Origin of the sequence: Bacillus sp. REN16, assembly GCF_020731355.1 — a bacterium.
Classification (GTDB): Bacteria; Bacillota; Bacilli; order Bacillales; family Bacillaceae_L; genus Ferdinandcohnia.
The window spans coordinates 173,466-198,229 of the sequence record NZ_JAJFZK010000010.1 but is presented as its reverse complement, the minus strand read 5'-3'; the positions used below and the strand labels follow the sequence as shown (position 1 = coordinate 198,229).

At 37.9% G+C, this 24,764-nt stretch carries 23 protein-coding genes and 1 other RNA gene; 4 read left to right on the top strand and 20 right to left on the bottom strand.

The annotated features are described in order from the left end of the window. Positions 1-104 precede the first annotated feature (104 nt). From LKW28_RS15835 to LKW28_RS15820, 4 genes are all read right to left on the bottom strand, one after another. A complete protein-coding gene (locus tag LKW28_RS15835; RefSeq protein ID WP_229141321.1) occupies positions 105-311 on the bottom strand; it encodes a hypothetical protein in 207 nt (68 codons plus the stop codon). After that, a complete protein-coding gene (locus tag LKW28_RS15830) occupies positions 308-880 on the bottom strand; it encodes an isoprenylcysteine carboxyl methyltransferase family protein (protein ID WP_229141320.1) in 573 nt (190 codons plus the stop codon). Before LKW28_RS15830 ends, LKW28_RS15835 begins: the two co-directional genes overlap by 4 nt. A 1-nt stretch (position 881) precedes the next feature. Beyond that, complete coding sequence (locus tag LKW28_RS15825; protein ID WP_229141319.1) at positions 882-1,970, bottom strand: type III polyketide synthase; 1,089 nt, start codon at positions 1,968-1,970, stop codon at positions 882-884. Between the two features lie 459 nt (positions 1,971-2,429). Further along, positions 2,430-3,509 carry a PRK06851 family protein gene (locus LKW28_RS15820; protein WP_229141318.1) on the bottom strand — a complete coding sequence of 360 codons (1,080 nt, stop codon included), beginning with the start codon at positions 3,507-3,509 and terminating at the stop codon, positions 2,430-2,432. 556 nt (positions 3,510-4,065) lie between these two features. On the opposite strand from LKW28_RS15820, the gene LKW28_RS15815 reads away from it, so the two are divergent. The 3 genes from LKW28_RS15815 (at position 4,066) to LKW28_RS15805 (ending at position 6,453) form a co-directional block, all read left to right on the top strand. Beyond that, positions 4,066-4,221: a cytochrome c oxidase subunit 2A gene (locus LKW28_RS15815; protein ID WP_229141317.1), complete on the top strand. Its 156-nt coding sequence runs from the start codon at positions 4,066-4,068 to the stop codon at positions 4,219-4,221. Between the two features lie 109 nt (positions 4,222-4,330). Then, the gene (locus LKW28_RS15810) at positions 4,331-4,801 is read left to right on the top strand and encodes a cytochrome c oxidase subunit II (RefSeq protein ID WP_229141316.1); all 471 of its coding nucleotides are present in this window, start codon (positions 4,331-4,333) and stop codon (positions 4,799-4,801) included. Next, the gene (locus tag LKW28_RS15805; RefSeq protein WP_229141315.1) at positions 4,801-6,453 is read left to right on the top strand and encodes a b(o/a)3-type cytochrome-c oxidase subunit 1; all 1,653 of its coding nucleotides are present in this window, start codon (positions 4,801-4,803) and stop codon (positions 6,451-6,453) included. The genes LKW28_RS15810 and LKW28_RS15805 overlap by 1 nt, the downstream gene beginning before the upstream one ends. A gap of 39 nt (positions 6,454-6,492) precedes the next feature. Here LKW28_RS15805 and LKW28_RS15800 read toward each other — a convergent pair whose 3' ends face one another. The 12 genes from LKW28_RS15800 to LKW28_RS15745 form a co-directional block, all read right to left on the bottom strand. After that, positions 6,493-8,010: a carboxypeptidase M32 gene (locus tag LKW28_RS15800; protein WP_229141314.1), complete on the bottom strand. Its 1,518-nt coding sequence runs from the start codon at positions 8,008-8,010 to the stop codon at positions 6,493-6,495. A 16-nt stretch (positions 8,011-8,026) separates the two neighbouring features. Next, complete coding sequence (locus LKW28_RS15795) at positions 8,027-9,958, bottom strand: ATP-dependent DNA helicase (protein WP_229141313.1); 1,932 nt, start codon at positions 9,956-9,958, stop codon at positions 8,027-8,029. 118 nt (positions 9,959-10,076) lie between these two features. Then, entirely contained in the window at positions 10,077-10,262 is a 186-nt protein-coding gene (locus LKW28_RS15790) for a DUF3921 family protein (RefSeq protein WP_229141312.1), read from the bottom strand. 82 nt (positions 10,263-10,344) lie between these two features. Then, positions 10,345-11,487, bottom strand: coding sequence for a THUMP domain-containing class I SAM-dependent RNA methyltransferase (locus LKW28_RS15785; RefSeq protein ID WP_229141311.1), 1,143 nt, complete (start codon positions 11,485-11,487; stop codon positions 10,345-10,347). Between the two features lie 168 nt (positions 11,488-11,655). Further along, an RNA gene (gene rnpB, locus LKW28_RS15780) (RNase P RNA component class B) lies at positions 11,656-12,050 on the bottom strand. A gap of 148 nt (positions 12,051-12,198) precedes the next feature. After that, positions 12,199-12,498, bottom strand: a complete 300-nt coding sequence (gpsB, locus tag LKW28_RS15775; RefSeq protein ID WP_229141358.1) for a cell division regulator GpsB — start codon at positions 12,496-12,498, stop codon at positions 12,199-12,201. A 93-nt stretch (positions 12,499-12,591) separates the two neighbouring features. Then, the gene (locus tag LKW28_RS15770) at positions 12,592-13,149 is read right to left on the bottom strand and encodes a DUF1273 domain-containing protein (RefSeq protein WP_229141357.1); all 558 of its coding nucleotides are present in this window, start codon (positions 13,147-13,149) and stop codon (positions 12,592-12,594) included. Between the two features lie 121 nt (positions 13,150-13,270). Further along, the gene (locus LKW28_RS15765) at positions 13,271-13,507 is read right to left on the bottom strand and encodes a spore coat protein (RefSeq protein WP_229141310.1); all 237 of its coding nucleotides are present in this window, start codon (positions 13,505-13,507) and stop codon (positions 13,271-13,273) included. A 594-nt stretch (positions 13,508-14,101) separates the two neighbouring features. Next, entirely contained in the window at positions 14,102-15,367 is a 1,266-nt protein-coding gene (locus LKW28_RS15760) for a ribonuclease H-like domain-containing protein (RefSeq protein ID WP_229141309.1), read from the bottom strand. Between the two features lie 12 nt (positions 15,368-15,379). After that, positions 15,380-17,668, bottom strand: a complete 2,289-nt coding sequence (locus LKW28_RS15755) for a DEAD/DEAH box helicase (protein ID WP_229141308.1) — start codon at positions 17,666-17,668, stop codon at positions 15,380-15,382. A 130-nt stretch (positions 17,669-17,798) separates the two neighbouring features. Then, positions 17,799-19,259, bottom strand: a complete 1,461-nt coding sequence (locus LKW28_RS15750) for a protein adenylyltransferase SelO (RefSeq protein WP_229141307.1) — start codon at positions 19,257-19,259, stop codon at positions 17,799-17,801. 19 nt (positions 19,260-19,278) lie between these two features. Next, the gene (locus tag LKW28_RS15745) at positions 19,279-20,151 is read right to left on the bottom strand and encodes a TetR/AcrR family transcriptional regulator (protein ID WP_229141306.1); all 873 of its coding nucleotides are present in this window, start codon (positions 20,149-20,151) and stop codon (positions 19,279-19,281) included. Positions 20,152-20,306: 155 nt separating this feature from the next. On the opposite strand from LKW28_RS15745, the gene LKW28_RS15740 reads away from it, so the two are divergent. After that, complete coding sequence (locus LKW28_RS15740) at positions 20,307-21,812, top strand: MDR family MFS transporter (protein ID WP_229141305.1); 1,506 nt, start codon at positions 20,307-20,309, stop codon at positions 21,810-21,812. A gap of 113 nt (positions 21,813-21,925) precedes the next feature. On the opposite strand, the gene LKW28_RS15735 is transcribed toward LKW28_RS15740, so the two are convergent. From LKW28_RS15735 to LKW28_RS15720, 4 genes are all read right to left on the bottom strand, one after another. After that, positions 21,926-22,126, bottom strand: a complete 201-nt coding sequence (locus LKW28_RS15735) for a cold-shock protein (protein ID WP_229141304.1) — start codon at positions 22,124-22,126, stop codon at positions 21,926-21,928. 141 nt (positions 22,127-22,267) lie between these two features. After that, entirely contained in the window at positions 22,268-22,474 is a 207-nt protein-coding gene (locus LKW28_RS15730; protein WP_229141303.1) for a cold-shock protein, read from the bottom strand. A 302-nt stretch (positions 22,475-22,776) separates the two neighbouring features. Continuing rightward, on the bottom strand, positions 22,777-23,739 hold the full coding sequence (locus LKW28_RS15725) for an ABC transporter ATP-binding protein (RefSeq protein WP_420708892.1): 963 nt from the start codon (positions 23,737-23,739) through the stop codon (positions 22,777-22,779). Beyond that, complete coding sequence (locus tag LKW28_RS15720) at positions 23,736-24,749, bottom strand: ABC transporter ATP-binding protein (protein WP_229141301.1); 1,014 nt, start codon at positions 24,747-24,749, stop codon at positions 23,736-23,738. The genes LKW28_RS15725 and LKW28_RS15720 overlap by 4 nt, the downstream gene beginning before the upstream one ends. Between the last annotated feature and the right edge of the window lie 15 nt (positions 24,750-24,764).

The following is a 24,764-nucleotide window of genomic DNA, read 5'->3' as shown; positions in this document are numbered from 1 at the left end:
CAATACATAATTGTTTATATATATATGTATTTTACTCTAGACCTTCACTTTTGACAAAGCAGAATATTGGGAAACTAAATTTTAGCATAAGAAAAACCAGGTATTTACCTGGTTACGTGAATAGGATTATGATGTTTTTTTGAATTTTGTTTTGGGTTTGCTACATGATGTAGGACGTGATACATAATAAAGCTATATATACCGATTGTTAATGATACAAATAATGTAAGCATTGTTTCACCAGCTTTCAACTGATAGTGATAATTATTTTCATCTACATTTAGTTTATCAGCAGTTTTCACTCTTTTCAATCTCTTTTTATCGATTTCAAGGCATTTGGAATCAGTCGACTTCGAGCTATTCCAAGCCTTTGATATTCCTTATGTACACCTAATGCTTGTTCTTCAATCGGAATGCGAATAGACATCATCACAAGGTTCAGAAATGAAAAAATGATTCCTGTCATATAAGCCTGAAATAACATCGGTATTAAAATGAATTCAAGGGCGACAATGATATAATTCGGATGCTTAACATATTTATAGGGACCCTTTACTTGCACCTGGCTCTTTGGTAAAATCATAATTTTCGTATTCCAAAACACCCCAAGCGAATGAATTGCCCACACTCTCCCAAGTTGGGTTAAGGTAAATAAAAAAAATAAAATCGGATAAAGTGCTGATAATTCATTTCCCCGGTAAATGACCTCAACAATAAGTGCTAAAAAAAACAAGCTATGAGTGAGCACAATGTATTTGTAATGCTCTTGCCCTGCCTCATACCCGCCTTCAGATAGAATCCATTTCTCATTTCGGTTCGCAATTCTTAGCTCGATCAATCTTTGACCAATTACCAATCCTATAAAAATCCAAAAAATCATTCTATTTCCTCCATTGTAATAGGATTAATTCTGAGCTAAATCCCGGCCCCAGGGCTGTTACAAGTCCATAATCACCTTCTTTTCCCAGCTGTTTCTCCATAAACTCCTTCAATACGTAAAGTACTGTTACCGAAGACATATTCCCTTGCCTTCTTAAAACATCTCTCGCAATGTCTGTCATGGAACTTGGAATTTCTAATGCAGCCTCATAAGCATCCAATACCTTTTTTCCGCCAGGATGAGCGATAAAATGCTTTGTATCCTTAATTTCAAGCTCGTTTGCATGTAAAAATTTATCCACATTACCTTTTAACCATGACTTTACAATACTTGGGATATCCTTTGAGAAAATAACATGCAGACCTGTATTTTTTACGTCCCATCCCATCACGTCTTCTGAATCTGCCATTAATGTCGACCGAGATGAAACAAAGTTCGGTAAAACTTTACTTGCTGTATGAAGCTCCACCTCATCTCCACCAATACAAACACAAGCTGTTCCATCAGCAAACAACGAGGTTCCAATTAAATTGCTCTTTGTAAAATCATTCTTTTGAAAGGTTAAGCTGCATAGTTCTACAGCAAGGACAAGCACCTTTGCCCCCGGATAAGCTTTACAATAATCAAACGCCCGTGCTAAGCCAGATGCCCCCCCAGCACATCCCAGCCCCCAAATGGGAATTCGCTTCGTATCCGGACTAAAGTTCATTTTATTCATGATTCTTGCTTCAATACTCGGAGTTGCAATTCCTGAGCTCGAAATAAAAAATATCGCATCAATTTCATCAGGATTTATCTGTTTTGCGAGGAGTTTTTGATTTGTTAAACAGTTGTGAATCGCTTCTATACCAAATGTTACTGCTCTCTTAATATATGTATTATTTTTTTCTTCAAAGCTTTTGGTTTCACCATACCATTCCAAAGATTCACTGAAATATCTCTCCTCGATCTCACTGTTAGCAAATACCTTTATCAGCCGATCGATATCTGGAAAATGCTCATAAAAGAGCTCCCTTATAAATTCGGTTGTTTTCAGTTGATTGATTTTATTTGGCGGGTTGCATATACCGACCGAAATTATTTTAGGCATAGAAAGCCACCTTTCCGGAAAGGAAATCCTAAGGTTACTTTTTCCAATTTTAGAATAAGTATGCAATGTCGAAAAATGGATACAAAAAAAGCCTTCCCACATAAAGGGAAAGCTCACGTTTCAAAGGAGTTGTTTTGTTGTTGTGCATTTATAGTATAACTCAAACTTTACAAACATTCACTAGTAAAATTTTGGCTTCGGCCGAAAATGACACATCGGTAGAGGAACTTCGACTAAATACCGACACGTCCTGTGTCGAACGTCGAAGTCACCACATCCTGTGGAAGCGCGTTGGCTTGCTTTTCCGTTCCTCACGTATAAACTACATACGTTCCGGTACTCAAAGCTGCTCCGCCTTGAACTTTTGACGCACAGGATGTGCTAGTGTCGACAATGCCACAGGACGTGGCGTTCTTGTCGACTTGGTCCTTTTCGCCCTCTTTTTTAGAACAAACACATTTACAGTAATTTCTGCACGAGTTCCTCACGTTTTTTGTCAATTGCCTCGAAATCCATGGCGGCTTTGTAATACTCTTCCAACTTGTCATGAAGCCTTTTTGCCTCGCTTAAAAAGTTCGTTCCGATTGTCATCTTATTTTTATATTCAAGGTTTAACTCTTCTATTTCCTTTTTAAAGGTGTTTTCGATTTTCGGGTCCATGCATAATGCGAACATATCAACAACCTCGTCAGAGCTGCGGAATGGGTCAACAACATGCGGGGCGGTGCCATCAACGATTGACACACTTAATTTCGGAATAATAATCATGTCAATGCTTTTTGGATCGAATGCACAATGGAAATATTCAACCGATAAACCATGCAGTTCAGCATGCTTTGCAACCTTTTTCATTAGTGTTGATTTGCCGCTTCCCGGTCTTCCCTTAATAATATACCGCTTCTCATATTCTTCGGTAATATTATCGATAAAATTAACTGCACCCTTTGGTGTAGCCGCGCCAAAGAATCGCTTCCGTTTTGTTGGATTTTCTTCCGCTTCAAAAGGTTTACTAAAAATTGTATCAATTAAATTTTGAAGGACAGCATCAGCCTTTTTAAAACTCATCGATGAGACATAAATATCCTCGCGCTTTAAATGAACTTTTTTTGCTTCCGCAAAGGTCTTATACGCATTTTCATAATTCTTCGAGATATCATTTGTTAGCTCGATGATTTCATTCTTAAATTGCTCTAAGTATTCATCGTTACGGAATTGACCAAGGTCAATTACCTTCTCAACAACTCCAGGGTATCTAGGCTCGATCACATGTGGGGCCGTTCCGTCAACAAAACCTAATTTTCGTTCTGGAATAACAATCCCATCGATTGAGTGATTATCTGAAGAACAATGCAAGTATTCGAGATCATAACCTTTATCCATGAATACAAGACCGACTTTTCTCATGAAGGTGGACTTACCTGTACCAGGTCCCCCTTTTAAAATATAAACAGTTTCTAAACCCGCTAATGCCTCATCATACAATGAGTAAAAACCTACACTAGAATTAGTACCTGCATAATAATTTTTTACTTTTGCCATATAAAATGTAAACCTCCTTATAGACATTCGCCTATCTTAGAGTATGGCGAAAGTGTAATCTGTGTGAATAAAAATGAAAAATTTTAGCCGACTGTCACAAGGAAAGTTTTTTTCTTAATATAATAAACACCTGATAACCCCTCTATAAAATCACTATTTAAAAATAGTGATTAAGAGGACTTCTGATCATTCTTTTGAACATTAATATCAATTTGTGTGATTACGCCATTCCCACATTTAAAACATCTTTCTCTGTTATTTAGAAGAATCGTATGACATCTTGAACAATAATACCTAATCATTTACACTCACCCTTTTTGATATGATATGTTTTCGCACGCATTACTGCTATTCGATTTGTCACAAATTATTCAAATCTTATTCCACCCTGATGTGATAAAAATCACTGTTTTACTAAGTTTTCACTATTAATATAGTGATTAGATTAGGAATGAACAATTTGTGAAATACGAAAAATCGTCTAGATTTTAACAAATTGTTTTGTATGATGAAATTGTAAAAACCTTTGCTAAAAGCATGAAGGGGGTCGTGAGGAATGGCAAAGACACAGCTTACGAAGACAAACCAGAAAACAAAAATGGAAGATGAAAAAACATCCTTAAAAGGGACACTGGCATCTGTATTTTTACTTGGGCTTTTCTTAATTTTATCTTGGCTGGGTGTCTATTTCCTGTTCTTAGATAGATTGTAAAAAAACATTCTACTAAGAAAACAAGACAAGACAATCACAAAAAATGGCTTGTTATATTTTATGAAAAAACAGACAGAAAAAGAATGTGAAATTGAAAGGGGAAGAAGCCATGCATTTCCACAAATATGAAAAAATATGGCTCATTTTTGGAATCGGAATTCTTTTTGTATTCTTAGGAGTAGTTGGTGTTGGTGCCTTCGCTATGGGACATCAGCCAGCAAGCAGCATTAAAACAATTGATCCTGAAAAGGTTACTGAAACAGCACCATTTGATAATCCTGGACTCGTTCATATTGAAGGAAATAAATATGAATTAAACCTTGTTGCTGAAGCATTTGCGTATACACCAAATACAATCCAAATTCCTAAAGATGCCAAAGTAACCATTAATGTAGCAACAAAAGATGTTGTTCACGGATTTGCAATTGCCGGTACGAACGTCAATATGATGGTTGAACCAGGCTATGTTAGCAGCTATACGCAAACATTTTCTAAAACAGGTGAATTTTTAGTGTTATGTAATGAATATTGTGGAGCTGGACACCACTTAATGATGGCAAAAGTTGAGGTGACCGAATAATGTTAAATTCAAATATCAAGGTAGATAAAAAAGATGCGAAACTGGCAATGGCACACTTTTATGTAGCCTTTATTGCTTTATTTCTAGGAGGAACAGCAGGATTACTTCAAACACTAGTTCGTTCTGGGAAATTTACATTACCTGCTGGAATTGGCTATTATCAATTATTAACAGTTCATGGAGTATTACTGGCACTCGTTCTTACTACATTCTTTGCAATAGGTTTCTTATTTGCTTGTTTAAGTAAAACAGCAGGAACCCTATCACCAAAAATCCGTAAAGCAGCTTGGATTGGCTTTTGGGTGATGACAATCGGTACTGCTAGCACAGCAACTACAATCCTTATGGGTGAAGCATCTGTACTTTATACATTCTATGCTCCATTACAAGCCCATCCTTTCTTCTATATTGGATTAGCGCTTGTCGTTGTTGGCAGTTGGATTAGTGGGTTTGCAATGTTTGCTCACTTTGGTAAATGGAAAAAAGCAAATCCTGGTAAAGTAACCCCATTACTTAGCTATATGGCGGTAATGACAATGATTCTTTGGTTAGTTGCAACACTTGGTGTAGCTGCAACCGTTCTGATTCAATTTATTCCATGGTCATTTGGTTGGGTTGATAAAATTGATGTCCTAATTAGTAGAACATTATTCTGGTATTTTGGACACCCACTTGTTTACTTCTGGTTGTTACCAGCTTATATGGCTTGGTATGTTGTGATACCAAAGGTAATTGGCGGAAAAATTTTCTCTGATTCACTTGCAAGATTATCATTTATTTTGTTCTTATTATTCTCCATTCCAGTTGGATTCCACCATCAGTTGACTGAGCCTGGAATCGACCCGAATTGGAAATACTTACAAGTTATTTTAACTTTCATGGTGGTTATTCCATCTCTAATGACAGCATTCTCTTTGTTTGCCTCATTCGAAATGTACGGAAGATCAAAAGGTGCAACTGGACTATTTGGTTGGTTTAAAAAACTTCCTTGGGGAGATGCACGTTTCTTCGCACCTTTTATGGGTATGTTAATTTTTATCCCTGCCGGAGCAGGTGGTATTATCAATGCTAGTCACCAGATGAACCAAGTTATTCATAATACAATTTGGGTAACAGGACACTTCCACTTAACCGTTGCAACAACCGTTCTGTTAACATTCTTTGGGATTGCATATTGGCTTATCCCGCATTTAACTGGCCGTGTAATGACAAAGGCGATGAATAAACTCGCAATCATCCAAACAATCGTTTGGACAATCGGTATGGCATTCATGTCAACATCTATGCACTTTGCAGGATTATTAGGAGCACCTAGACGTTCTTCCTTCTCAACATATGGAGGTTCAGCACAAGCAGCCGATTGGATTCCCTATCAAATTGCACAAGCAATTGGAGGATCTATTCTGTTTATAGGTATAATCTTAGTCCTTGTCATCTTTGTTAATCTTGCTTTCTTTGCACCAAAAGGTGAAACAGAATTCCCTGTTGGAGAAGTAGCAGAAGAAGCAGAAAAAACACCAATGATTCTAGAAAACTGGAAGCTTTGGGTTGGTGTATTAGCGGTATTAATTTTAATTGCTTATACAATTCCATTCGTTGATATGATCCAAAATGCACCACCAGGAGCCAAATCTTTCAAACATTTACTATAAGAAAAACAAAAACTGCGCAACTTAAGTTGCGCAGTTTTTTCATAATTTGTAAATGGCACTATATTTTTCTTCAAGGTACTGGATTAAATAGTTTGCGTTTAATCCCTCACCTGTCACTTCCTCAAGGATTTCCAATGGCTTCTTAAGTTTTCCATATTGATGAATATGTTCTGTTAACCATTCTTTTATAGGAAGTAAGTTCCCTGTTTCCAGCAATTCATCGTAATTTGGAAGATCTTTTAACATTGTATTCTTAAATTGTGCTGCATACATGTAACCAAGTGCATAGGATGGGAAATAGCCGAAGCTGCCACCTGCCCAATGGACATCTTGCAATACACCTTTTGCATCATTTTCGGGACGAATTCCTAAATACTCCTCATATTTCGAATTCCAGATTTCTGGAAGATCCTTCACTTCAATTTCATCATTAAAAAGACCTTTTTCAATTTCATAACGCACCATAATATGCAATGGATATGTCAATTCATCTGCTTCAATTCGAATGAAAGATGGCTTTGATTCATTAATAGCCCGGTAGAAGTCCTCGATAGTAACTTGATCAAATTGGCCACTTGCATATTCTTTTAATAATTCAAAGTTATTTTTCCAAAGTGGCAAACTGCGTCCAACAATATTCTCATAAAATAAGGACTGAGATTCATGGATACCCATTGATGTTCCTTGTGAGAGATTTGTTCCAACTAAATCAGGAGATATATTCTGCTCATAGAGTGCATGTCCACCTTCATGGATGGTTCCAAAAACAGCTGTTCTGAAATCATTTTCTACATAGTTTGTCGTTACTCGAACATCACCTGGGTTTAAGCCAGTTGCGAATGGATGAACGGTTTCATCAAGGCGTCCAGCATCAAAGTCATAACCCAGTTTCTTTAAAATTTCCAAACTAAATGCGCGTTGCTTTTCCTTTGGAAATTCCTTAAATAAAAATGACGTTTCCGGCTTATTTTCTGACTCAGTCACAGCTTTAACAAGCGGAACAATTTTTTCTCTTAATTGCGCAAAAACTTGATCGATTACTTCTACTGTCACCCCAGGCTCATACATATCAAGCAATGTATTGTATTTATTCCCTTCATAGCCCCAGTAGCCGATAAATTTCTTCGTAAAGTCGACAAGTTTTTCTAAGTAAGGGCGGAACATGTCAAAATCGGATTTTTCCTTTGCATCTTCCCAAACAGATTCTGCTTTCGATTGTAGGATCACATATTCGCGAAACTCATCAGCAGGAATCTTTTTGTTTCGTTCAAAATCCTTTTGACATTCCTCAACAACTTTCTTCGTAATTACATTTAGCTGTTGCTGTGCCTCAGGAGTCGTCAGTTCTTTTAAGTAAGCTTCCATAACAGTGGAAGTCGACATAGCAAAAACATCTGATGACAGCATCCCGATTACTTCAGAACGCTGTTCCACTCCTTTTTTCGGAGCACCAGTACGTAAATCCCAATACATAAGCCCAATAGCCTCATTATAGCTGGTCATTTTTTTAACTAATTCAAGAAATGCTTTTTCAGTTTGTTGCAGCTGCTCTGACATTTTTTCATCCTCCCCTTTACTTTGCATAAACCTTTGTCGGTAGAACATTTTTGATATTATCAATAATTAGGTTACTCATATTTTCTTCTACAAAAATACTGACAGTTCCTGCATCCCCGCTGGTTCGAATCAAACGACCAATGCCTTGTCGCAGTCTTAATAGCATATATGGAAGGTCGACTTGCTCAAATGTGTTTTGCGCTCTTTTTCTTTTTGCTTGAAAAACTGGATCATTTGGAGGGAATGGCAATGACCAAATGATGACATTCGATAATGAAGACCCAGGAATATCCAGTCCTTCCCATAATGATACCGAACAAAGAATACTATGTTCATCATTTTGGAACCTGGATACCAGTCCACTGATTTCTTCGTCCCCTTCGTATAGGACAGGATATTTATTAGCATTACTATTCTTTTTAAACGCTTGTAGCTCTTCCCTTGAATTAAATAAAAGCAGTGCTCGGCCTTCTGATTTCTCAATTTCATTCCATGCAAAATCAAATTTTGATTGAAATCCATCCTCACTGCCATTAAACACAGGCATTTGAATCTTCATTTGGTTTTCATAATCAAATGGTGACGCAACAGAAAATGATTGATAGTTTTTAATACCTAAACTATTGGCAATATAATCAAATGATTTATTCTCAGATAAGGTTGCAGATGAGAACACAAATGGGATTTTTTTCGAGAATACTTTATCCGCTAAAATGGTTTCCACTGCTTGTGGCATAATTACTAATGTGTTGCTTTCACCATCTGCCTCAACCCAGTGAATAGCATCATTTTCTTCATCAAACAGTTTTAATGAATATTCCATTTGATCCAAATATTCATCGACTATATGTAATTCGTACTGATCGATTGTATACGTTTCTGCCTCAAAGACGAGATTATTGCCAATCTCAACAATCATCTGATGAAGTTTTTTTGCATTCGCTACTAAGTTTGCGTCCCGCTTGATATCCATGCGATCAGAACCTTCAACTATTTGACTATTTTCAGCAAGAGTTCCAAAAAGACGCTCATTTTGTTCAATCGTGTCTTCAATTAATTGAGCAAATTCTTCACGAATATCATTTTCTAATAGCCTAGTTAATAATGTTTCCAAGGTCGTTTCTTGGACACGATAGGTTAATGCCTTTTGTGCAGAAAACTCAAGCAAATGCCCTTCATCAAAGACTACACAGCTGCTTTCTGGTAAAAAAGGGAGTTGCCCTTCTCTTTTTCTCGATTCCATTGTCCACACATGCTCCATATAAAAATCATGGGAACAGACAATCAAATCCACAGACTTCCGATAATGCTCTCTGGATAATGTGAGACCACAGCGATGGCGTAAATCACATGAAAAACAATCCTGAAAGCTATCCCATGAGACGCTTTTCCATTCCTCATCGGTGAGGTCAGAATATGTTTTTCGATCCCCGTAATGATGGAATGTTTGCATCGCGGAATGACTGTGAACAAAATCAGGTAATTCATTATACATTTTTGCAATTTTTTCATTGTTTGTTCGTCGAGTAGCCGTATCTAATTTCCGTAAACAAAGATATTGGTCCTGTGCCTTTGCTAGTCGGACATCAATTTTTAAATCTAGTGCGTCTGCGATTTTTGCGATATCACCTTCAGGCTTTACTAGCTGTTCAATTAAGGACTCATCTGCACATGAAATGATTGCAGGTTTTCTCATATATCTTGCATAACAAATGGCATACAACAGATAAACAATTGTTTTACCCGTACCTACACCTGCTTCTGCGAATACAATTGATTTTTCCTTAAATGCTTTTTCCAGCTGAAATGCCATGAAAATTTGCTCATCGCGAAGCTCAAAGCCTTTTTCCGGAAGGATGTCGTAAAAGACATCACCAATCCACTCATTAAATTTATCAAAGAAATTTTCATCTCTGGATATTTGAAAAGGTAACCCTTCTCCAATCATATGTAAAACCCCCAAAACCATGTTACACGCAATATTTAATTATCTACTAATGAATGTGTGAAGTCAATATTGAACAAAAGAAAAAAAACTCGCCTAAGCGAGTTTCCCAAAATTAACATTATTCACTTTTATATCGTAAAAAATCAACATCAATGGCAGTTGAATGAGACATCGCATGAAGCAAATCGTTTTTTGCTTTAGCAATCGATTGAAGAGGATCCAACTCTTCCCCTATCTCAGTTTGAAGAACCCTATATGTATCATTCAAAGCATCTTGTATTTTTTTGAAATCTAGGTAATTCATCGTTCATTCACTCCTGGAAATTTTGTAGACACCAATAGAGTATATGTCCCTAGGAGTTGAACTATTCATGAATTATAAAATTTTAACGTTCTCTAGGCGGTCTTTTTCCCCAATACTGATAGTAATCGGTTCGAATAAATCCGTTAAACAACTTCCGCTTTTTCGTTGCTGGCTTACCGTATAATTGTTCGAACTCGGGATGTGAGGTTAGCATATAGACTGACCACGTATCATATGGACGAAGCGCTTCCCCCATCCCGCGGTACATTTCTTCAACTGCCTTCTTTTCACCTAGTCTTTCCCCATATGGAGGGTTTCCGACGATGACACCGTACTCCTTTGATGTTGTAAAATCACGAACTTGCATTTGTTTAAATTGAATAATATCAGAAAAACCTGCCTCGTCGGCATTATCTTTGGCCATTTGAATCATTCGGTGGTCAATATCAAATCCGCTTATATCAAGAGGCTGATCATATTTAGCTAAATCCTCTACCTCTTGACGCGCTTCATTCCAGCATTTTTTACCGATCCACTCCCAATCCTCAGAGGCGAAATCACGGTTAAAACCAGGAGCAATGTTTTGCCCGATTAAAGCAGCTTCAATGGGAATTGTGCCCGAGCCACAAAATGGGTCGACGAACGGTTTCTCCGGTGTCCAGTTCGTTAACATGACTAAGGTGGCGGCTAGGGTTTCCTTTAAGGGAGCCTCCCCTTGATCGGCACGATAACCACGTTTATGCAAACCGACTCCACTGCAGTCAATTGTTAAAGTCACAACGTCCTTAAGTAAAGCTACTTCAATGCGGAATAAAGGGCCTGTTTCCTCAAACCAGCCAGATGTTTTGCGGTAATGTTTTTTTAAACTTTCAACAACGGCTTTTTTTACGATGCTTTGACAATCTGAGACACTAAAAAGCTTTGATTTTACTGATTTTCCGATGACAGGAAACTCTGCATTTTCTGGAAGAAGATCACCCCAATTAAGGGCTTTTGTTTGTTCAAATAATTCATCAAAGGTTGTTGCTTTAAATTCACCGACTTTTAGCTTGATACGATCTGCTGTTCTAAGCCAAAGGTTGCTTCGGCAGATTGCTTGTTCATCAGCAACAAACGTAACCTTCCCGTTCTCAACCGTGCATTCATAACCTAAATCCCGCACTTCCTTTGCAACGATTGATTCAATCCCCATTGCCGCTGTGGCAATCAGTGTTACTTTTCCCATTCACGTTCACCCTAACTATGTACATTCATTTATATAGTAAAAGAATAAAGAATCTAAATCCATAATGCAAGATTTGCTTCTCAGAAAAGTTTTATGTAAGCATACAAAAAGCTCTTCTTGATGAAGAGCTTTACTTCTTTATTCATGTAATTCGTTTAATTAATAACGTTCTGTAAGCCATGTTTTGTTCCATTGTACTTCAGTCGGCAAAACGAATGCCTCGTACTCAGGTGGTAATCATCTATCTACAGACGGTGAACCGCCTGTCCTTCTCCTAGTTCATTTCCAAGAGAGAAAGTGCCCCTACCATTATTTGGGTTTCTCGCTCGTGGGGTTTACCTCGTTCCACTCTTGTAATTTCTTACAAGACTTCGTCACTGTGGCACTTTAAAGGTAGTCAAACCATATCCAAATGGACTTAGGTCTTTTCCCTGCCGTTAGCAAAGAGAAATTCCTCGCTACCCTAGCTTATCGTTTCGCTAGGCACGAACACTACGGACATCTCAGCCCGTGCGAGCATGGACTTTCCTCTGCAGGTCTCCCTGCAGCGATTACCCGAACGTTATTAATGTGTGCAAGAAATAGTATAGTAAAAAAGTATTAAAAATGCAAGTAATTCTTACTGGAAATTTTTTCCTCCATAAGGAGCAAAGACTGTAAACTCCACGTTCTTATAGGCAAAGTCTTTGTGACCACCTGATCCTGTGGGCTTCAATCATAAAGTTTACTGCCAAAGACATGTTTTTCAAGGTTTGATAATCGTTTCAAAATATCAAAATTCGTTGTTCCAGTTTGCGCCTGTGGTTGTTTTTTAAAGGATTCTTCTAGTTGACGCTTTAATCGTAAATTTTCTTGTTGCAGCTCTTCAATTTCTAGATAAAATGATTCGTAATCCTTGATGATCACATCTAGAAATTTATCAACTTCTTCTTGTTTATAGCCTTTCATGCCCGATTTAAATTCTTTTTCAAGTATCTGTGCTGCAGTTAATTTTATTTTATCAGATAACATTGTTTTCACCTCGATACACTTTCCCCATTATTCCTACGTCTATTTTTTCAAAAATTTCATGTATTGTCAATTTATATTGATAAAGCCGTTGTTTTAGAAGTCATTATTTGCATATTGTTCCTCTTCAACGATTACCTGAAGGTCATATGCGTTAATCGTTATGAGTTGATAGTCTTCATTTTCGCTCTTTTTTTCCGCATCCGAATAGATATAACGCGGACTGCCATCCTTTTCTTCATCATATAGAATTAATAATGCATCACTTTTGTCCAGAAAGAAAGCATTTTTCAACCGAAATTGTGATGGGTTATCATATTTACGGTTTGTGATGCTGTTTACATAGTCAGCTTGTGACAGTATGAGCTGGTAGTATTCTCGATTTGTTTCGTTCCATTTTTCATCTTGCTCAAGAAAGGGAGTAAAAACAGCTAGTTTTAGCTCTGGAAATTCCTCTTGCAGTTCATAGGTGATTTCAGCTCCCCAAAGTTCTACTCCAAGCTGACCGCTAATAATGACCCATTCAAGTCCATCTTCAATTAAGGGAATCAGCGCATTTTTTAGAGCTAGTTTGATATATCGGATTCCAGGATGATCTTGTCCAAAAATTCCAAGCTCGAATGGTTTATAGCCCGTAATTGCAACAACCTTTATCATGTCCAGTCTCCTTTATTTGTTGATTTAGCCTTAAGCATTTATAGAACCTATGTAAAACAGGAACCATTACAGTTCCTGTTGTGTTTTATTTGTTACATTTTTGGGTAGGTTATTTGTTTTATCGGCCCATAAATGGTCCTGGTGGTCTTGCTCCACAATTGAAGTGTTGATTTGTTACTTCATTCGCAACAGATTCTGTGTGTGGGAAATAATGCATATGTTGATACATATGATGATTTACATGTTGCGTATGTGAAGGATGAATATGTGGAACAATTGTTTTACAGCAGTGGTGTTGAACACAACATTGAGTCGGGTGAACAATAGGTCGCATTACATTTGTTGGACAAAACATTTTATCTATCTCCTTTCCTTCATCTGCCTTACAGTAATAGCCTATGAAAGAAGGGAGAGTCATGTACTAATCAAAACACCTATTTTTTAGAGGATGTTTAAAAAGTCCGGTGAATATGACGCATATATAGAGGAGCTTCGACTAACTACCGACACGTCCTGTGTCGAACGTCGAAGTCACCACATCCTGTGGAAGCTCGTTGGCTTGCTTCTTCGTTACTCACGTATTAAATGCATACGCTCCGGTACTCAAAGCTGCACCGCCTTGAAAATCTTGGTCCTCTTCATCCTCCTTTTTAAAACACCTATTTTTCACCAATTGTACCCCAATTTATGTTTAGAAAAAGGCATATGAGCCGTCTTTAATTCCAGTTAATACGATCACAATTAAAACTAATACAAAAAAGTATAGAAATAATATTTTCTTATACATTGTCATTCTCTCCATCTAAAATAATATTTCATTTACACAAAACACTATTTTACATGGTATTACATCGTTCTACAATGACAAATGAAGGAAGTCTTCAAATCTTCATAATATCGACAAATAAAACGCGAAAAACCACTAATTTTGCGCTTGCCCGGGTAATATTTACAAACTTTTTTGAAATTTCCTACTTATTCTTGCAATTCGCTTCTCAAATTCGTTTTCTGCGTTCGCATTTTTTGTATTATTATCTGAATTCCTCGATTCTTTCCATCTCAAATATCCAGTATTAGCAAAGTCCAAAGCAGTTTCGTAATCCTTACGATGATGCTCATAGTATTTCGAAAGCTCTATGCACGCTACAATCGCATCATGATCATCACCCATTTCTTGTACTTCCAAAAATAGTTCAATTGCTTCTTCAAGCTTTTTTTCCTTTTTTACAAGAAATGCAAGGGCTAGTTTTGCTTTCGTTTCCTTATCGGCATCCACTTCAATTACTTGCTCATATAATTCCTGTGCCTTTCGAGTCTCCCCTAACGCTTCAAGCCATCTCGCCACTTCATATTTGTCAGATGTATACTTATTTTTTTCGTTCAACATTACAGCACCCGATAAATGGATATAAAGAGTCAATAAGGATAAAATATCGATTTCATTATGCCGCATGACGCCAAAAATTCCATCCGGCACCTGATTCTCCACAAAATCAAAATATATAATTGGAGCTAAATAACCTGGGACATCATCGCTGCGTTTAATATCTAAAATTTCCTTTTCTACATTTGAAAGTCTTACAGAATCCAGTTTGTTTTTCCAAAGCCTTCTTGCTGCATGATATAAATCAAAATGTCCGAAATCAGGTAATTTAGGCAGGGCATCCCGAATTAATGTATGCCGGGTTTTTACTTGTGGCCAATCAAAGGATTTTCCGTTATATGTGACTAAAGTTGTGTAATCAACACTTGAAAGGAAGCTTTGGTATAGGGCAACTTCAGCTCCAGGATTAGGTAAAAAATGTTGCGTGAGGACTATCTTTTCTTCATGAATCCTCGCATGTCCTAATAAAAAGATTGTGTTTCCTGCTCCCCCACCTAAACCTGTCGTTTCTGTGTCAAAGAAAAACAAGTCGGAAAGCTGATGACTTTTTGCAGATAATGGATGTTTAATCATAGACGTATTCCACAAGTCAATGACATCTTTTAATTTTGAAAACGAATATAAGCCATGCTGATAATCCAATGGATATTCCACTTTTCTAACCATGCAGTACGTATCATCAAAATAAAATGGTTGCGCCCCGAATTCTGCCCACTTTTCAAGAAAAGGTATCTCTTCCACAACAACAGAAGATTCGACAGATTTCGATTTGTCCGCCTCTTCTTTTACTATATGATTTTTTAAACGGTTTAATTTTCCTTTAATCGACATAGTTAAACTCCTTTAATTTTTACCATGCTTTCCCTGTTTTAACTTTGAAATTAAAGTTAGTGCATCCGTTTTTGCCTTTTCGTGTACGACATCTGTCCCAATACAGGAGGGACAGCCTGATTCACATGAACAGTTACGTATTAATTCTTCAGAGTCATTGAGGAGATTCTCCATAGCGTCATAGACTTTTTCACTCAAGCCAATCCCCCCTGGATACCGATCATATAAAAAGATTGTGGGCTGTTCATTGTGTACAGCTTTTACCTGTGGCACAACATGTAAATCTGATGGGTCACACATTGTCATGAGCGGTGCAACATGTCTTAACACATTTGCAACACCTATTAAACCTTCCTCTATCCGTTCATCACTTAATCCTTCAAGCTCTGATTGTTTCAGACTTATCCATGCAGAGGAAGTATGCAACTCTTCTTCTGGCAGATGAATCGGCCCAGAACCGATATTCTCATGGGTCTCAAATTTTATTTTCTTAAAAATGGTTGCCATCGCTTGAACAGATACATCCCCATAACCTATTTCAATTGATGGGCTCGAGCGTTCCTTGTCAACCTCTAAAACCCGAAGACTAACAGCGAGGTTTGCATCAGTGAAATAATCAACATCTACTTCTCTTACAAAAGCTTTCTTTTCTTCCCAATCCAGCTTTTCGACTTGGAATTGAACACCTTGGTGCAAATAAATGGCTTCATCATGCAGTAATGTCATCGCACTAAACCGATCCATTTCCCCAATCACCTTCACGGCCGCAATATCAGTTTGGTCAATGATCACAACATTCTCCTGTGAAGCTGAACGCAGACTAATATTGTGGGCAGGGAAAGAATCATTCATCCAATACCATTTATCCCCATTTTGATGAAGGACTCTTTCCTCGGTTAGAAATTCAAGAATATCTTCCAGATCAAGGTCACCAAACGTATCACCTGCTTTAAATGGTAATTCATAAGCAGCACACTTAATATGATCAATTAAAATCACGAGATTATTAGGATTAATTCGAGCTGTTTCAGGGTTTCTACTAAAAAAGTATTCTGGGTTTTGAATCATATATTGATCAAGTGGATTAGAGCTTGCAACCATGAAGATGACTGCTTCCCCTTGGCGACGACCGGCACGACCTGCCTGCTGCCACGCACTTGCAATCGTGCCTGGGTAGCCGGTCATAATACAAACCTGAAGTTGTCCAATGTCTACACCTAATTCAAGAGCATTTGTGCTTACAACCCCGTATATTTCACCATTCCGAAGCCCATGTTCGATTTCCCGGCGTTGTTTTGGCAAATACCCGCCACGATACCCTCGGATTGCCTTTGGACCAAGCTTATGTTTAACGAGCTCCTGCAAATAGGTTAAAATGATTTCCACCCTAACCCTGCTTCGTGCAAAGACAATTGTTTGGATTTTATTTTGTAAAAATTCACTAGCTAGATTACGCACCTCAAGTGTTGCACTTCTTCGAATATTAAGCGGTTTATTGACAATTGGCGGATTATAAAAAACAAAATGCTTTGTCCCCGTTGGCGCACCGTTGTTTTTAATTAATTCCATTTTGGTTCCGGTCAAATTTTCAGCAAGTTCCTGCGGATTTGCAATGGTTGCTGATGTACACATGAAAATCGGACAGCTTCCATAAAATTCGCAAATTCGTTTCAAACGCCTGATGACATTTGCGACATGGCTTCCAAACACACCACGATACGTATGCAGCTCATCGATCACCACATATTTTAGATTTTCAAACAATGAAACCCATTTTGTATGATGAGGAAGAATAGCCGAATGCAGCATATCCGGGTTTGTAATGACAATATGTCCTGCCTTTCGTACCTTTTGGCGAATGTTTGCCGGTGTATCACCATCATATGTATAACTATTTATTGCTACTCCCATTTCCTCAATGATCTCGTTTAGTTCACTTTTTTGGTCTTGGGCTAATGCTTTTGTCGGGAATATATAAAGTGCACGTGCCTGATCGTTTTCAACAATTGTTTGCAGAACAGGCAAGTTGTAGCAAAGCGTTTTACCTGATGCCGTCGGTGTTACGGCAACAAAATTTCGTCCGCTTCGCGTTATCTCATAGGCTGAATGTTGATGAGTATAAACTCTTTGGATCCCTCTTTTGTCCAATGCTTCTCGTAATCTATCATCAACAGATGGAGGTATGTCCATCGTTTTGGCAGAGGTCGCCGGAGTTGTGTGCCAGTGAACAATATTTTTAGCGTATTGTGGGTTTTCTTTTATAAAATCCATTAATTCATGGATATTTTTCCGAAACTTCATTAAAAATCACCTCAGAATTTATACTCTTATTGTACAGAATAAACGTTCGTTTTTGAAGTGATTTCATCTAAAAATGCAACTGGTAGTTTTAGCATAAAAAAAAGCACACCCAAAAAGGCATGCCTCTATTTCAAGTCCCACAAAATGTCCGATATGGTTTGTTTGTAGGTTCAGGTGGTTTTGCATATTCAACCTGGTCCTGAGAATGAGCAAATGGATCTTTTAGTACTTCCAAAAGTTTTCCCATGACACTATAATCCTCCTCAGCGGCCGCCACGAGTGCTTCTTCAACCTGGTGGTTTCTTGGAATGACTGCTGGATTAGATGCCAACATTAACTCCTTAATCTCGCCATCTGTTTTCTTCTGTCTATTTTGTCTTTCCTTCCACTTTTGCTGCCAATTATTAAGACTATCGGTGCTACAATTTGCAAGGCTATCAAGTTTATCGAATGTTAAGGCGACAAATGTATTCGTGTAATCCTTCTTGTTTTGTTCCATCCATTCTAGAAGTTCTTCAATAAGCCTAGTATCCTCTTCCTCTTGATCGAATAGGCCAAGCTTTGCTCTCATACCGTTCAACCAATTTACTCGATAAATTCCATTATATTTCGATATTTCATCCTGAGCTAATTGAAGTGCCTGTTCCTCATTATCATGAAGTAAAGGTAGTAAGCTTTCTGCAAAACGTGCAAGATTCCAACCACCGATGTAGGGTTGGTTGCCATAAGCATAGCGCCCTCCTGTATCAATTGAACTAAATACAGTTTTTGGGTCATATGTATCCATAAACGCACATGGACCATAATCAATGGTTTCCCCGCTTATAGCCATATTATCTGTGTTCATTACACCATGTATAAATCCGACGATCTGCCATTTCGCAATTAAAGCTGCTTGCTTTTTGACAACCTCACGTAAGAGTGCAAGATAGCGTTGTTCCTCATCCTTAATTTCAGGGTAATGGCGTTTAATTGTATAATCGGCTAATCTCCTTAGTTCATCCGTTTTTCCAAGACCAGTAATATATTGAAAAGTACCTACACGTATATGACTTGAAGCAACCCGTGTAAGTATTGCACCAGGTAGAACCGTTTCCCGATAAATTGGCTCCCCTGTTGTGACAACAGCTAAACTTCTAGTGGTAGGAATCCGTAATCCATGCATAGCTTCACTAATAATGTATTCACGAAGCATGGGTCCGATTGCGGCACGGCCATCTCCGCCACGAGAGAAAGGCGTTCGACCTGCCCCCTTTAGCTGTATATCAAAGCGCCCCCCATTAGGTGTAATCTGTTCACCAAGTAATACAGCACGCCCATCTCCAAGCATCGTAAAATGGCCAAACTGGTGACCGGCATAGGCTTGTGCAATAGGTTCAGCACCCTCAGGTATTTTATTTCCAGCAAAAACCTCGATACCATCTTCCAATAATCCCTTTACATTCAACCCAAGTGATTCTGCCAAATGTTTATTTAAGATAACTAGTTCTGGTTCACTAACAGGGTTTGGATTCGTTTTTGAATAAAGTTCCTTTGGCAACCCTACATATGTATTGTCAAAGTCCCAACCCATTTCACGTTTTGTAATCATAAACACCCCTTTTCACTTCTTAGTGCATTCTTAAATAATACCAAAGGAAATTTGTAAATGTATTGACCTGAGCTTCTATTTCAGTTTGTACAAAAGTCTGCTGAAATGGTTTTATTAAAGGCTGTAGAACACTTTTTCGAATCCGGTCTCGCTGAAGTTCTGACACAATCGTATCATATAGATCTTGCTGATCGGTTGTGAATATGACTTCTTTCTCTATATTCTTTGCCAGGTCTATAAGTTCATCTAGTGTTAGCACTTTTCGATCGATTCTTGCTTCTAGAAAATGGAGTGATGATGGATCAATCAATGTACTCCCTTTTTCGACCATGATTGGTATAATTGCTTCTAAATAAGTTAGCAAAACCTCGACAATTCGATCTATTGATTGTGCACTATTTGTAATCTTTATTGTAAATAGGATATAATGCATCATTCCGTAGAATAGAATGGACAGTTCAAATCCAAATTGCCTTACTTTCTCACCATAGACATCAACAAATCGCCTTGCGAGCCATTCTAATTCATGAATGCGATGATGCATCACCATTTTTTTTAGCTCAACTTCATTTGAGTGTAATATGGATTCAAAGATGGTATTTAGATTTCGTTCCTTATTTAAATGGGTCAAAATTGAAATTTGGTCCACTAATATAGTGCGGTCTGTCTCATCTTTTCCAACCTGCATCTCCATTCGAATTTGGCTTGCATCATAACGCAGTCCTTCTAAAATTTCAGCGATACAATCATTTTTATTCGAGAAGTAGTTATAAAAGGTACCTTTTGAAATATTTGCATGTTCAATAATATCTTGTATCGATGTTTGTTGAAATCCTTTTTCAACAAATAACTTCAACGCTGCATCTGCCACTCGTCGCCTACGTTTATTCATACGCCCTCCGTAATTTCCTATATATTCCTTGTAATCATTTTAATTTCATCCACAAGAACATTATACCGTAAGTATAAAAACATTGCACAAATTGAACTTGTGGTATAAAATCATTCAAGTAATAATTTATTAAATGAATTGAGGGGATAAATTTTATGGATTCGACATTACAAGAAAAAAAGCCACCATATTTGATGTTAGCAGTACTTTTTATTGGGGCATTTGTTTCATTTTTAAATAACTCTTTACTAAATGTTGCATTACCATCTATTATGATTGATTTAAATATTGAAAATTACTCAACCGTTCAATGGCTTGCAACAGGGTATATGCTTGTTAGCGGTGTGTTAATTCCAGCTTCAGCATTCTTAATCACTAGGTTTTCTAACAGAAGCCTATTTATTACATCCATGCTTATTTTTACTATTGGTACTGCGATGGCTGCATTCGCTCCAAACTTTGGAGTCTTAATTGCTGGACGTATGGTTCAAGCCGCAGGTTCATCCGTAATGGGACCATTGTTGATGAACATAATGCTTGTTAGCTTCCCGCTTGAAAAACGCGGAACAGCAATGGGTGTGTTCGGATTGGTTATGATTACAGCACCAGCAATAGGTCCTACTTTATCAGGTTATATCGTTGAGCATTACGATTGGCGCGTCTTATTTGAAATGATCTTACCTCTTGCAGTAATAAGTTTAGTGCTTGCAATTTGGAAATCTAAAAATGTGATGGAAGTAAATAAAAATGCAACAATCGACCACCTTTCCGTAATCTTGTCAACACTTGGGTTTGGTGGATTATTATACGGATTCAGTTCTGTAAGCAATGATGGATGGACGCATCCCCTTGTTTTGACATCTTTAATTATTGGTGGGATTTCATTAATCTTATTTATTGTACGTCAAATGAGATTAGATAAACCAATTCTTGATTTAAGAGCCTATAAATACCCAATGTTTGCACTGGCTTCAATTATTGCCATTGTGAACGCAGTGGCGATGTTCTCTGGTATGATTCTAACTCCTGCATATGTGCAAAGTGTTCGTGGAATATCACCATTTGAATCTGGATTAATGATGCTTCCAGGTGCTATTGTGATGGGAATTATGTCACCAATAACTGGTAAATTATTCGATAAATTTGGTCCCCGCCTTCTTTCAATTTTGGGTCTTTTAATTACGGCAGTTTCTACCTATTTACTTACACAACTACAAATTGATTCTTCCTATACCTACATCGTTACAGCATACACTCTTCGTATGTTTGGAATGTCAATGGTCATGATGCCGATTATGACAAACGGATTAAATCAGTTGCCATCACATTTATATCCGCATGGTACAGCGATTAATAATACTGCTCAGCAAGTTTCCGGTTCGATTGGAACTGCAGTTTTAATAACGGTCATGAATAGTGTTGCTAAATCTGAAGGTGAAAGTTTAGTATCCGGTATGGATCCAACTACAATAACTGAAACTACTCAGGCTCTTATTGGTCAACAAGCATTGCTTGCGGGAATTAATTATTCTTTTCTAGTTGCTTTAGGTATTAATATCGTAGCATTAGTTTTAGCATTGTTTATTAAACGTGTAGATGTTACGGGAAAAGGCGTTCCAACTCTTGAAAAAGCGAAGTCCGTTAAGCCCGCTACAAAATAAGATAATGCCCCCTGAATTCCTAGTTCAGGGGGTTTTCTATATTTTCTTCCTTTTAAACACAAAAAAACAGATCCTATAATAGAATCTGTTTTGAACGGTTTATATTTGGTTCTTTATGCTTTTTGAACGTTAGCGGCCTGTGGTCCACGGCTACCATCTTCGATATCAAAAGTAACTTCTTGACCTTCTTCTAACGTTTTGAACCCATCACCTTGGATTGCTGAGAAGTGAACGAATACATCATCTCCACCTTCAACCTCGATAAATCCAAAGCCTTTTTCACTGTTAAACCATTTTACTTTTCCTTGTGCCATTCTGTTTCCTCCTAAGTAATGCAACAAAAAATTGTTGCAAGGTAATGCATGAATTATTATGTCCATAGGAAAAACTTTTAAACCCAAAAATTTATCTATTTTTATAAAAATATTCTATTTTGGAGGAAACAGGCTTTAATCCTATGCTAAAAAGCTCTTATTATGGTTGTTGACAACCTGTAAATCTCTTGTATTTGTCTCCATTTCGGAACCGCACAATGGACAGGTTGGTTCTGTAGTACTCTTAAAATTATCTCGTACCCATCCATTACATTCCTCAGATGTGCATTCCCACACCTTTGTTTCCTCAGTAACAATTTCTTCGACTGGTCTTCTTCCAAAAGCCATTCAAATCATCTCCTTTGTTTTGGTTGGCACGAAACATCCAAAAAACAACAGTAACAAAAAACGAAAAGCAGAAGGTGCCCGCTTATCGGCGACAAGCATATGACAAGCGCTGACAGAAGGTGCATTTCACCTTCCGAAGCGATTGGCTTTTGACCTAGAGCCGATGGCACCTGGAGCTGAACATTAAAAAACTTATTATAAAAAGTTGTACAATAAAACTTCTTATAATAAGTATTACTATTAATTTATCTTTATTGGTAATTATTATACCACTTTCTACCTATATTTGTAAAACGATCGTATTAATCGTCGTATAAATGACAAGCCGTGAAGTGGAATGGCTTTACTTCTTTCCATGTTGGAATCTCAGTTGCACAACGTTCCATTGCATAATTACATCTTGTTCGGAAGACACACCCCGATGGTGGTGAGAGCGGACTCGGGACCTCACCTTCTAATACAATTCTCTCACGCTTCACAACCGGGTCTGGGATTGGAACCGCGGACAACAAAGCTTTTGTGTACGGATGGAGTGGTTCATCATATAAGGACCCGCTATCCGAGAGCTCAACCATGTTCCCTAAATACATAACGAGGATTCGGTCGGAAATATATTTAACCATTGATAGGTCATGAGCGATAAATAAATATGTTAAATCCATTTTTTCCTGAAGGCTCTTTAACAGATTTACTATTTGAGCCTGAATTGATACATCTAAAGCTGAAATTGGTTCATCACACACAATAAATTTCGGATTAAGAGCCAATGCCCGCGCTATTCCAATCCGCTGTCTTTGGCCCCCGCTAAATTCGTGCGGGAATCGGTTGGCATGCTCTGGTCGAAGTCCGACTAACTCTAAAAGCTCCCTCACCCGTTCTTTTCTTTGTTTTCCCTTTGCGAGATGGTGGATATCAAGAGGTTCCCCGATAATATCCTCAATTTTCATTCTTGGATTCAACGAAGCATAGGGATCTTGAAAAATTATTTGCACATCCCTACGCAGTTCCTTTAGTTGCCGTTGATTAAATTTATAAATGTTTTTTCCTTCAAAAAGGACCTCACCAGCTGTTGGTTCAAGTAAACGAATAATCGTTTTTCCGGCCGTAGATTTTCCACAGCCACTTTCACCTACCAGCCCAACAGTCTCCCCTTTATTTATGATTAAATTTAAATCATTAACGGCCTTTAGCGCATTCTTTTGGATGGAAAAGTATTTCTTTACATTTTTCACCTCAAGTAATGTCTCATGTTTCGCTCCCACTATTCGACCTCCTCCTTAGACAAAATCAACCGGTTCTTAGCCATCGGGTGATTTAGCCAACATGAACTGTACTGTGTCGGGCTAACATTCTCAAATTCCGGTTTGTGTTCTGCACAAATTTTCATGGCCATTTCACATCTTGGATAAAATGAGCAGCCCTTAGGCGGGTCAAGTAAATCTGGAGGGGTGCCGGTGATGGTTGATAGTTTTTCATGCTTATCCATATCCAGTCGAGGTACTGATTTTAACAAGCCCTTCGTATATGGATGGGTCGGATTAGAGAAGATTTCTTCAACACTGCCCGTTTCCACAATTTCACCTGCATACATCACAACAACCTTACTGCACATTTCGGCTACAACACCAAGGTCATGCGTTATTAAAATGATCGACGTATTGGTTTTAGTCTGCAGTTCCTTCATTAGCTGTAAAATTTGCGCTTGAATCGTAACATCAAGTGCTGTTGTCGGCTCATCCGCAATTAATAGCTTTGGCTTGCAGGCAAGAGCGATCGCAATCATTACTCTCTGCCTCATCCCACCGGAGAATTCATGCGGATATTGTTGGATTCGTTTCTCAGGCTGAGGAATTCCTACTATTTCAAGCATTTTTACAGCTTGTTCAAGCGCCTTCTTTTTTGGAATTTTTGTATGTCGAATAATACCTTCTGCAATCTGAATCCCAATTTTAGTTGTAGGGTTTAACGACGTCATTGGATCCTGAAAAATCATCCCGACCTCATTCCCTCTGATTTTTTCCATTTCCTTTTCTGTTTTTTGAGCGATATTTTCCCCATTCAACATGATAGAGCCATTGACAATTTTCGCATGTGGCGATGGCAGCAGTCTCATAATTGATTTAGCAGTCACACTTTTACCACAGCCAGATTCACCAACAATCGCGATTGCTTCCCCTTTTTTAACAGAGAAGGAAACACCTCGAACCGCTTTTACCTTCCCTGCACTTGTATCAAATGAAACATGCAAATCATGGATTTCTAATATATTTTCCATCTATTGTTCCCCCCT

Bases quoted from the DNA above. Each gene is read 5' to 3' on its own strand.
- LKW28_RS15830 (WP_229141320.1), bottom strand. From the start codon at position 880: ATGATTTTTTGGATTTTTATAGGATTGGTAATTGGTCAAAGATTGATC.
- LKW28_RS15825 (WP_229141319.1), bottom strand. From the start codon at position 1,970: ATGCCTAAAATAATTTCGGTCGGTATATGCAACCCGCCAAATAAAATC.
- LKW28_RS15820 (WP_229141318.1), bottom strand. From the start codon at position 3,509: ATGGCAAAAGTAAAAAATTATTATGCAGGTACTAATTCTAGTGTAGGT.
- LKW28_RS15815 (WP_229141317.1), top strand. From the start codon at position 4,066: ATGGCAAAGACACAGCTTACGAAGACAAACCAGAAAACAAAAATGGAA.
- LKW28_RS15810 (WP_229141316.1), top strand. From the start codon at position 4,331: ATGCATTTCCACAAATATGAAAAAATATGGCTCATTTTTGGAATCGGA.
- LKW28_RS15805 (WP_229141315.1), top strand. From the start codon at position 4,801: ATGTTAAATTCAAATATCAAGGTAGATAAAAAAGATGCGAAACTGGCA.
- LKW28_RS15800 (WP_229141314.1), bottom strand. From the start codon at position 8,010: ATGTCAGAGCAGCTGCAACAAACTGAAAAAGCATTTCTTGAATTAGTT.
- LKW28_RS15795 (WP_229141313.1), bottom strand. From the start codon at position 9,958: ATGATTGGAGAAGGGTTACCTTTTCAAATATCCAGAGATGAAAATTTC.
- LKW28_RS15790 (WP_229141312.1), bottom strand. From the start codon at position 10,262: ATGAATTACCTAGATTTCAAAAAAATACAAGATGCTTTGAATGATACA.
- LKW28_RS15785 (WP_229141311.1), bottom strand. From the start codon at position 11,487: ATGGGAAAAGTAACACTGATTGCCACAGCGGCAATGGGGATTGAATCA.
- gpsB (WP_229141358.1), bottom strand. From the start codon at position 12,498: ATGTTATCTGATAAAATAAAATTAACTGCAGCACAGATACTTGAAAAA.
- LKW28_RS15765 (WP_229141310.1), bottom strand. From the start codon at position 13,507: ATGTTTTGTCCAACAAATGTAATGCGACCTATTGTTCACCCGACTCAA.
- LKW28_RS15760 (WP_229141309.1), bottom strand. From the start codon at position 15,367: ATGTCGATTAAAGGAAAATTAAACCGTTTAAAAAATCATATAGTAAAA.
- LKW28_RS15755 (WP_229141308.1), bottom strand. From the start codon at position 17,668: ATGAAGTTTCGGAAAAATATCCATGAATTAATGGATTTTATAAAAGAA.
- LKW28_RS15750 (WP_229141307.1), bottom strand. From the start codon at position 19,259: ATGATTACAAAACGTGAAATGGGTTGGGACTTTGACAATACATATGTA.
- LKW28_RS15745 (WP_229141306.1), bottom strand. From the start codon at position 20,151: ATGAATAAACGTAGGCGACGAGTGGCAGATGCAGCGTTGAAGTTATTT.
- LKW28_RS15740 (WP_229141305.1), top strand. From the start codon at position 20,307: ATGGATTCGACATTACAAGAAAAAAAGCCACCATATTTGATGTTAGCA.
- LKW28_RS15735 (WP_229141304.1), bottom strand. From the start codon at position 22,126: ATGGCACAAGGAAAAGTAAAATGGTTTAACAGTGAAAAAGGCTTTGGA.
- LKW28_RS15730 (WP_229141303.1), bottom strand. From the start codon at position 22,474: ATGGCTTTTGGAAGAAGACCAGTCGAAGAAATTGTTACTGAGGAAACA.
- LKW28_RS15720 (WP_229141301.1), bottom strand. From the start codon at position 24,749: ATGGAAAATATATTAGAAATCCATGATTTGCATGTTTCATTTGATACA.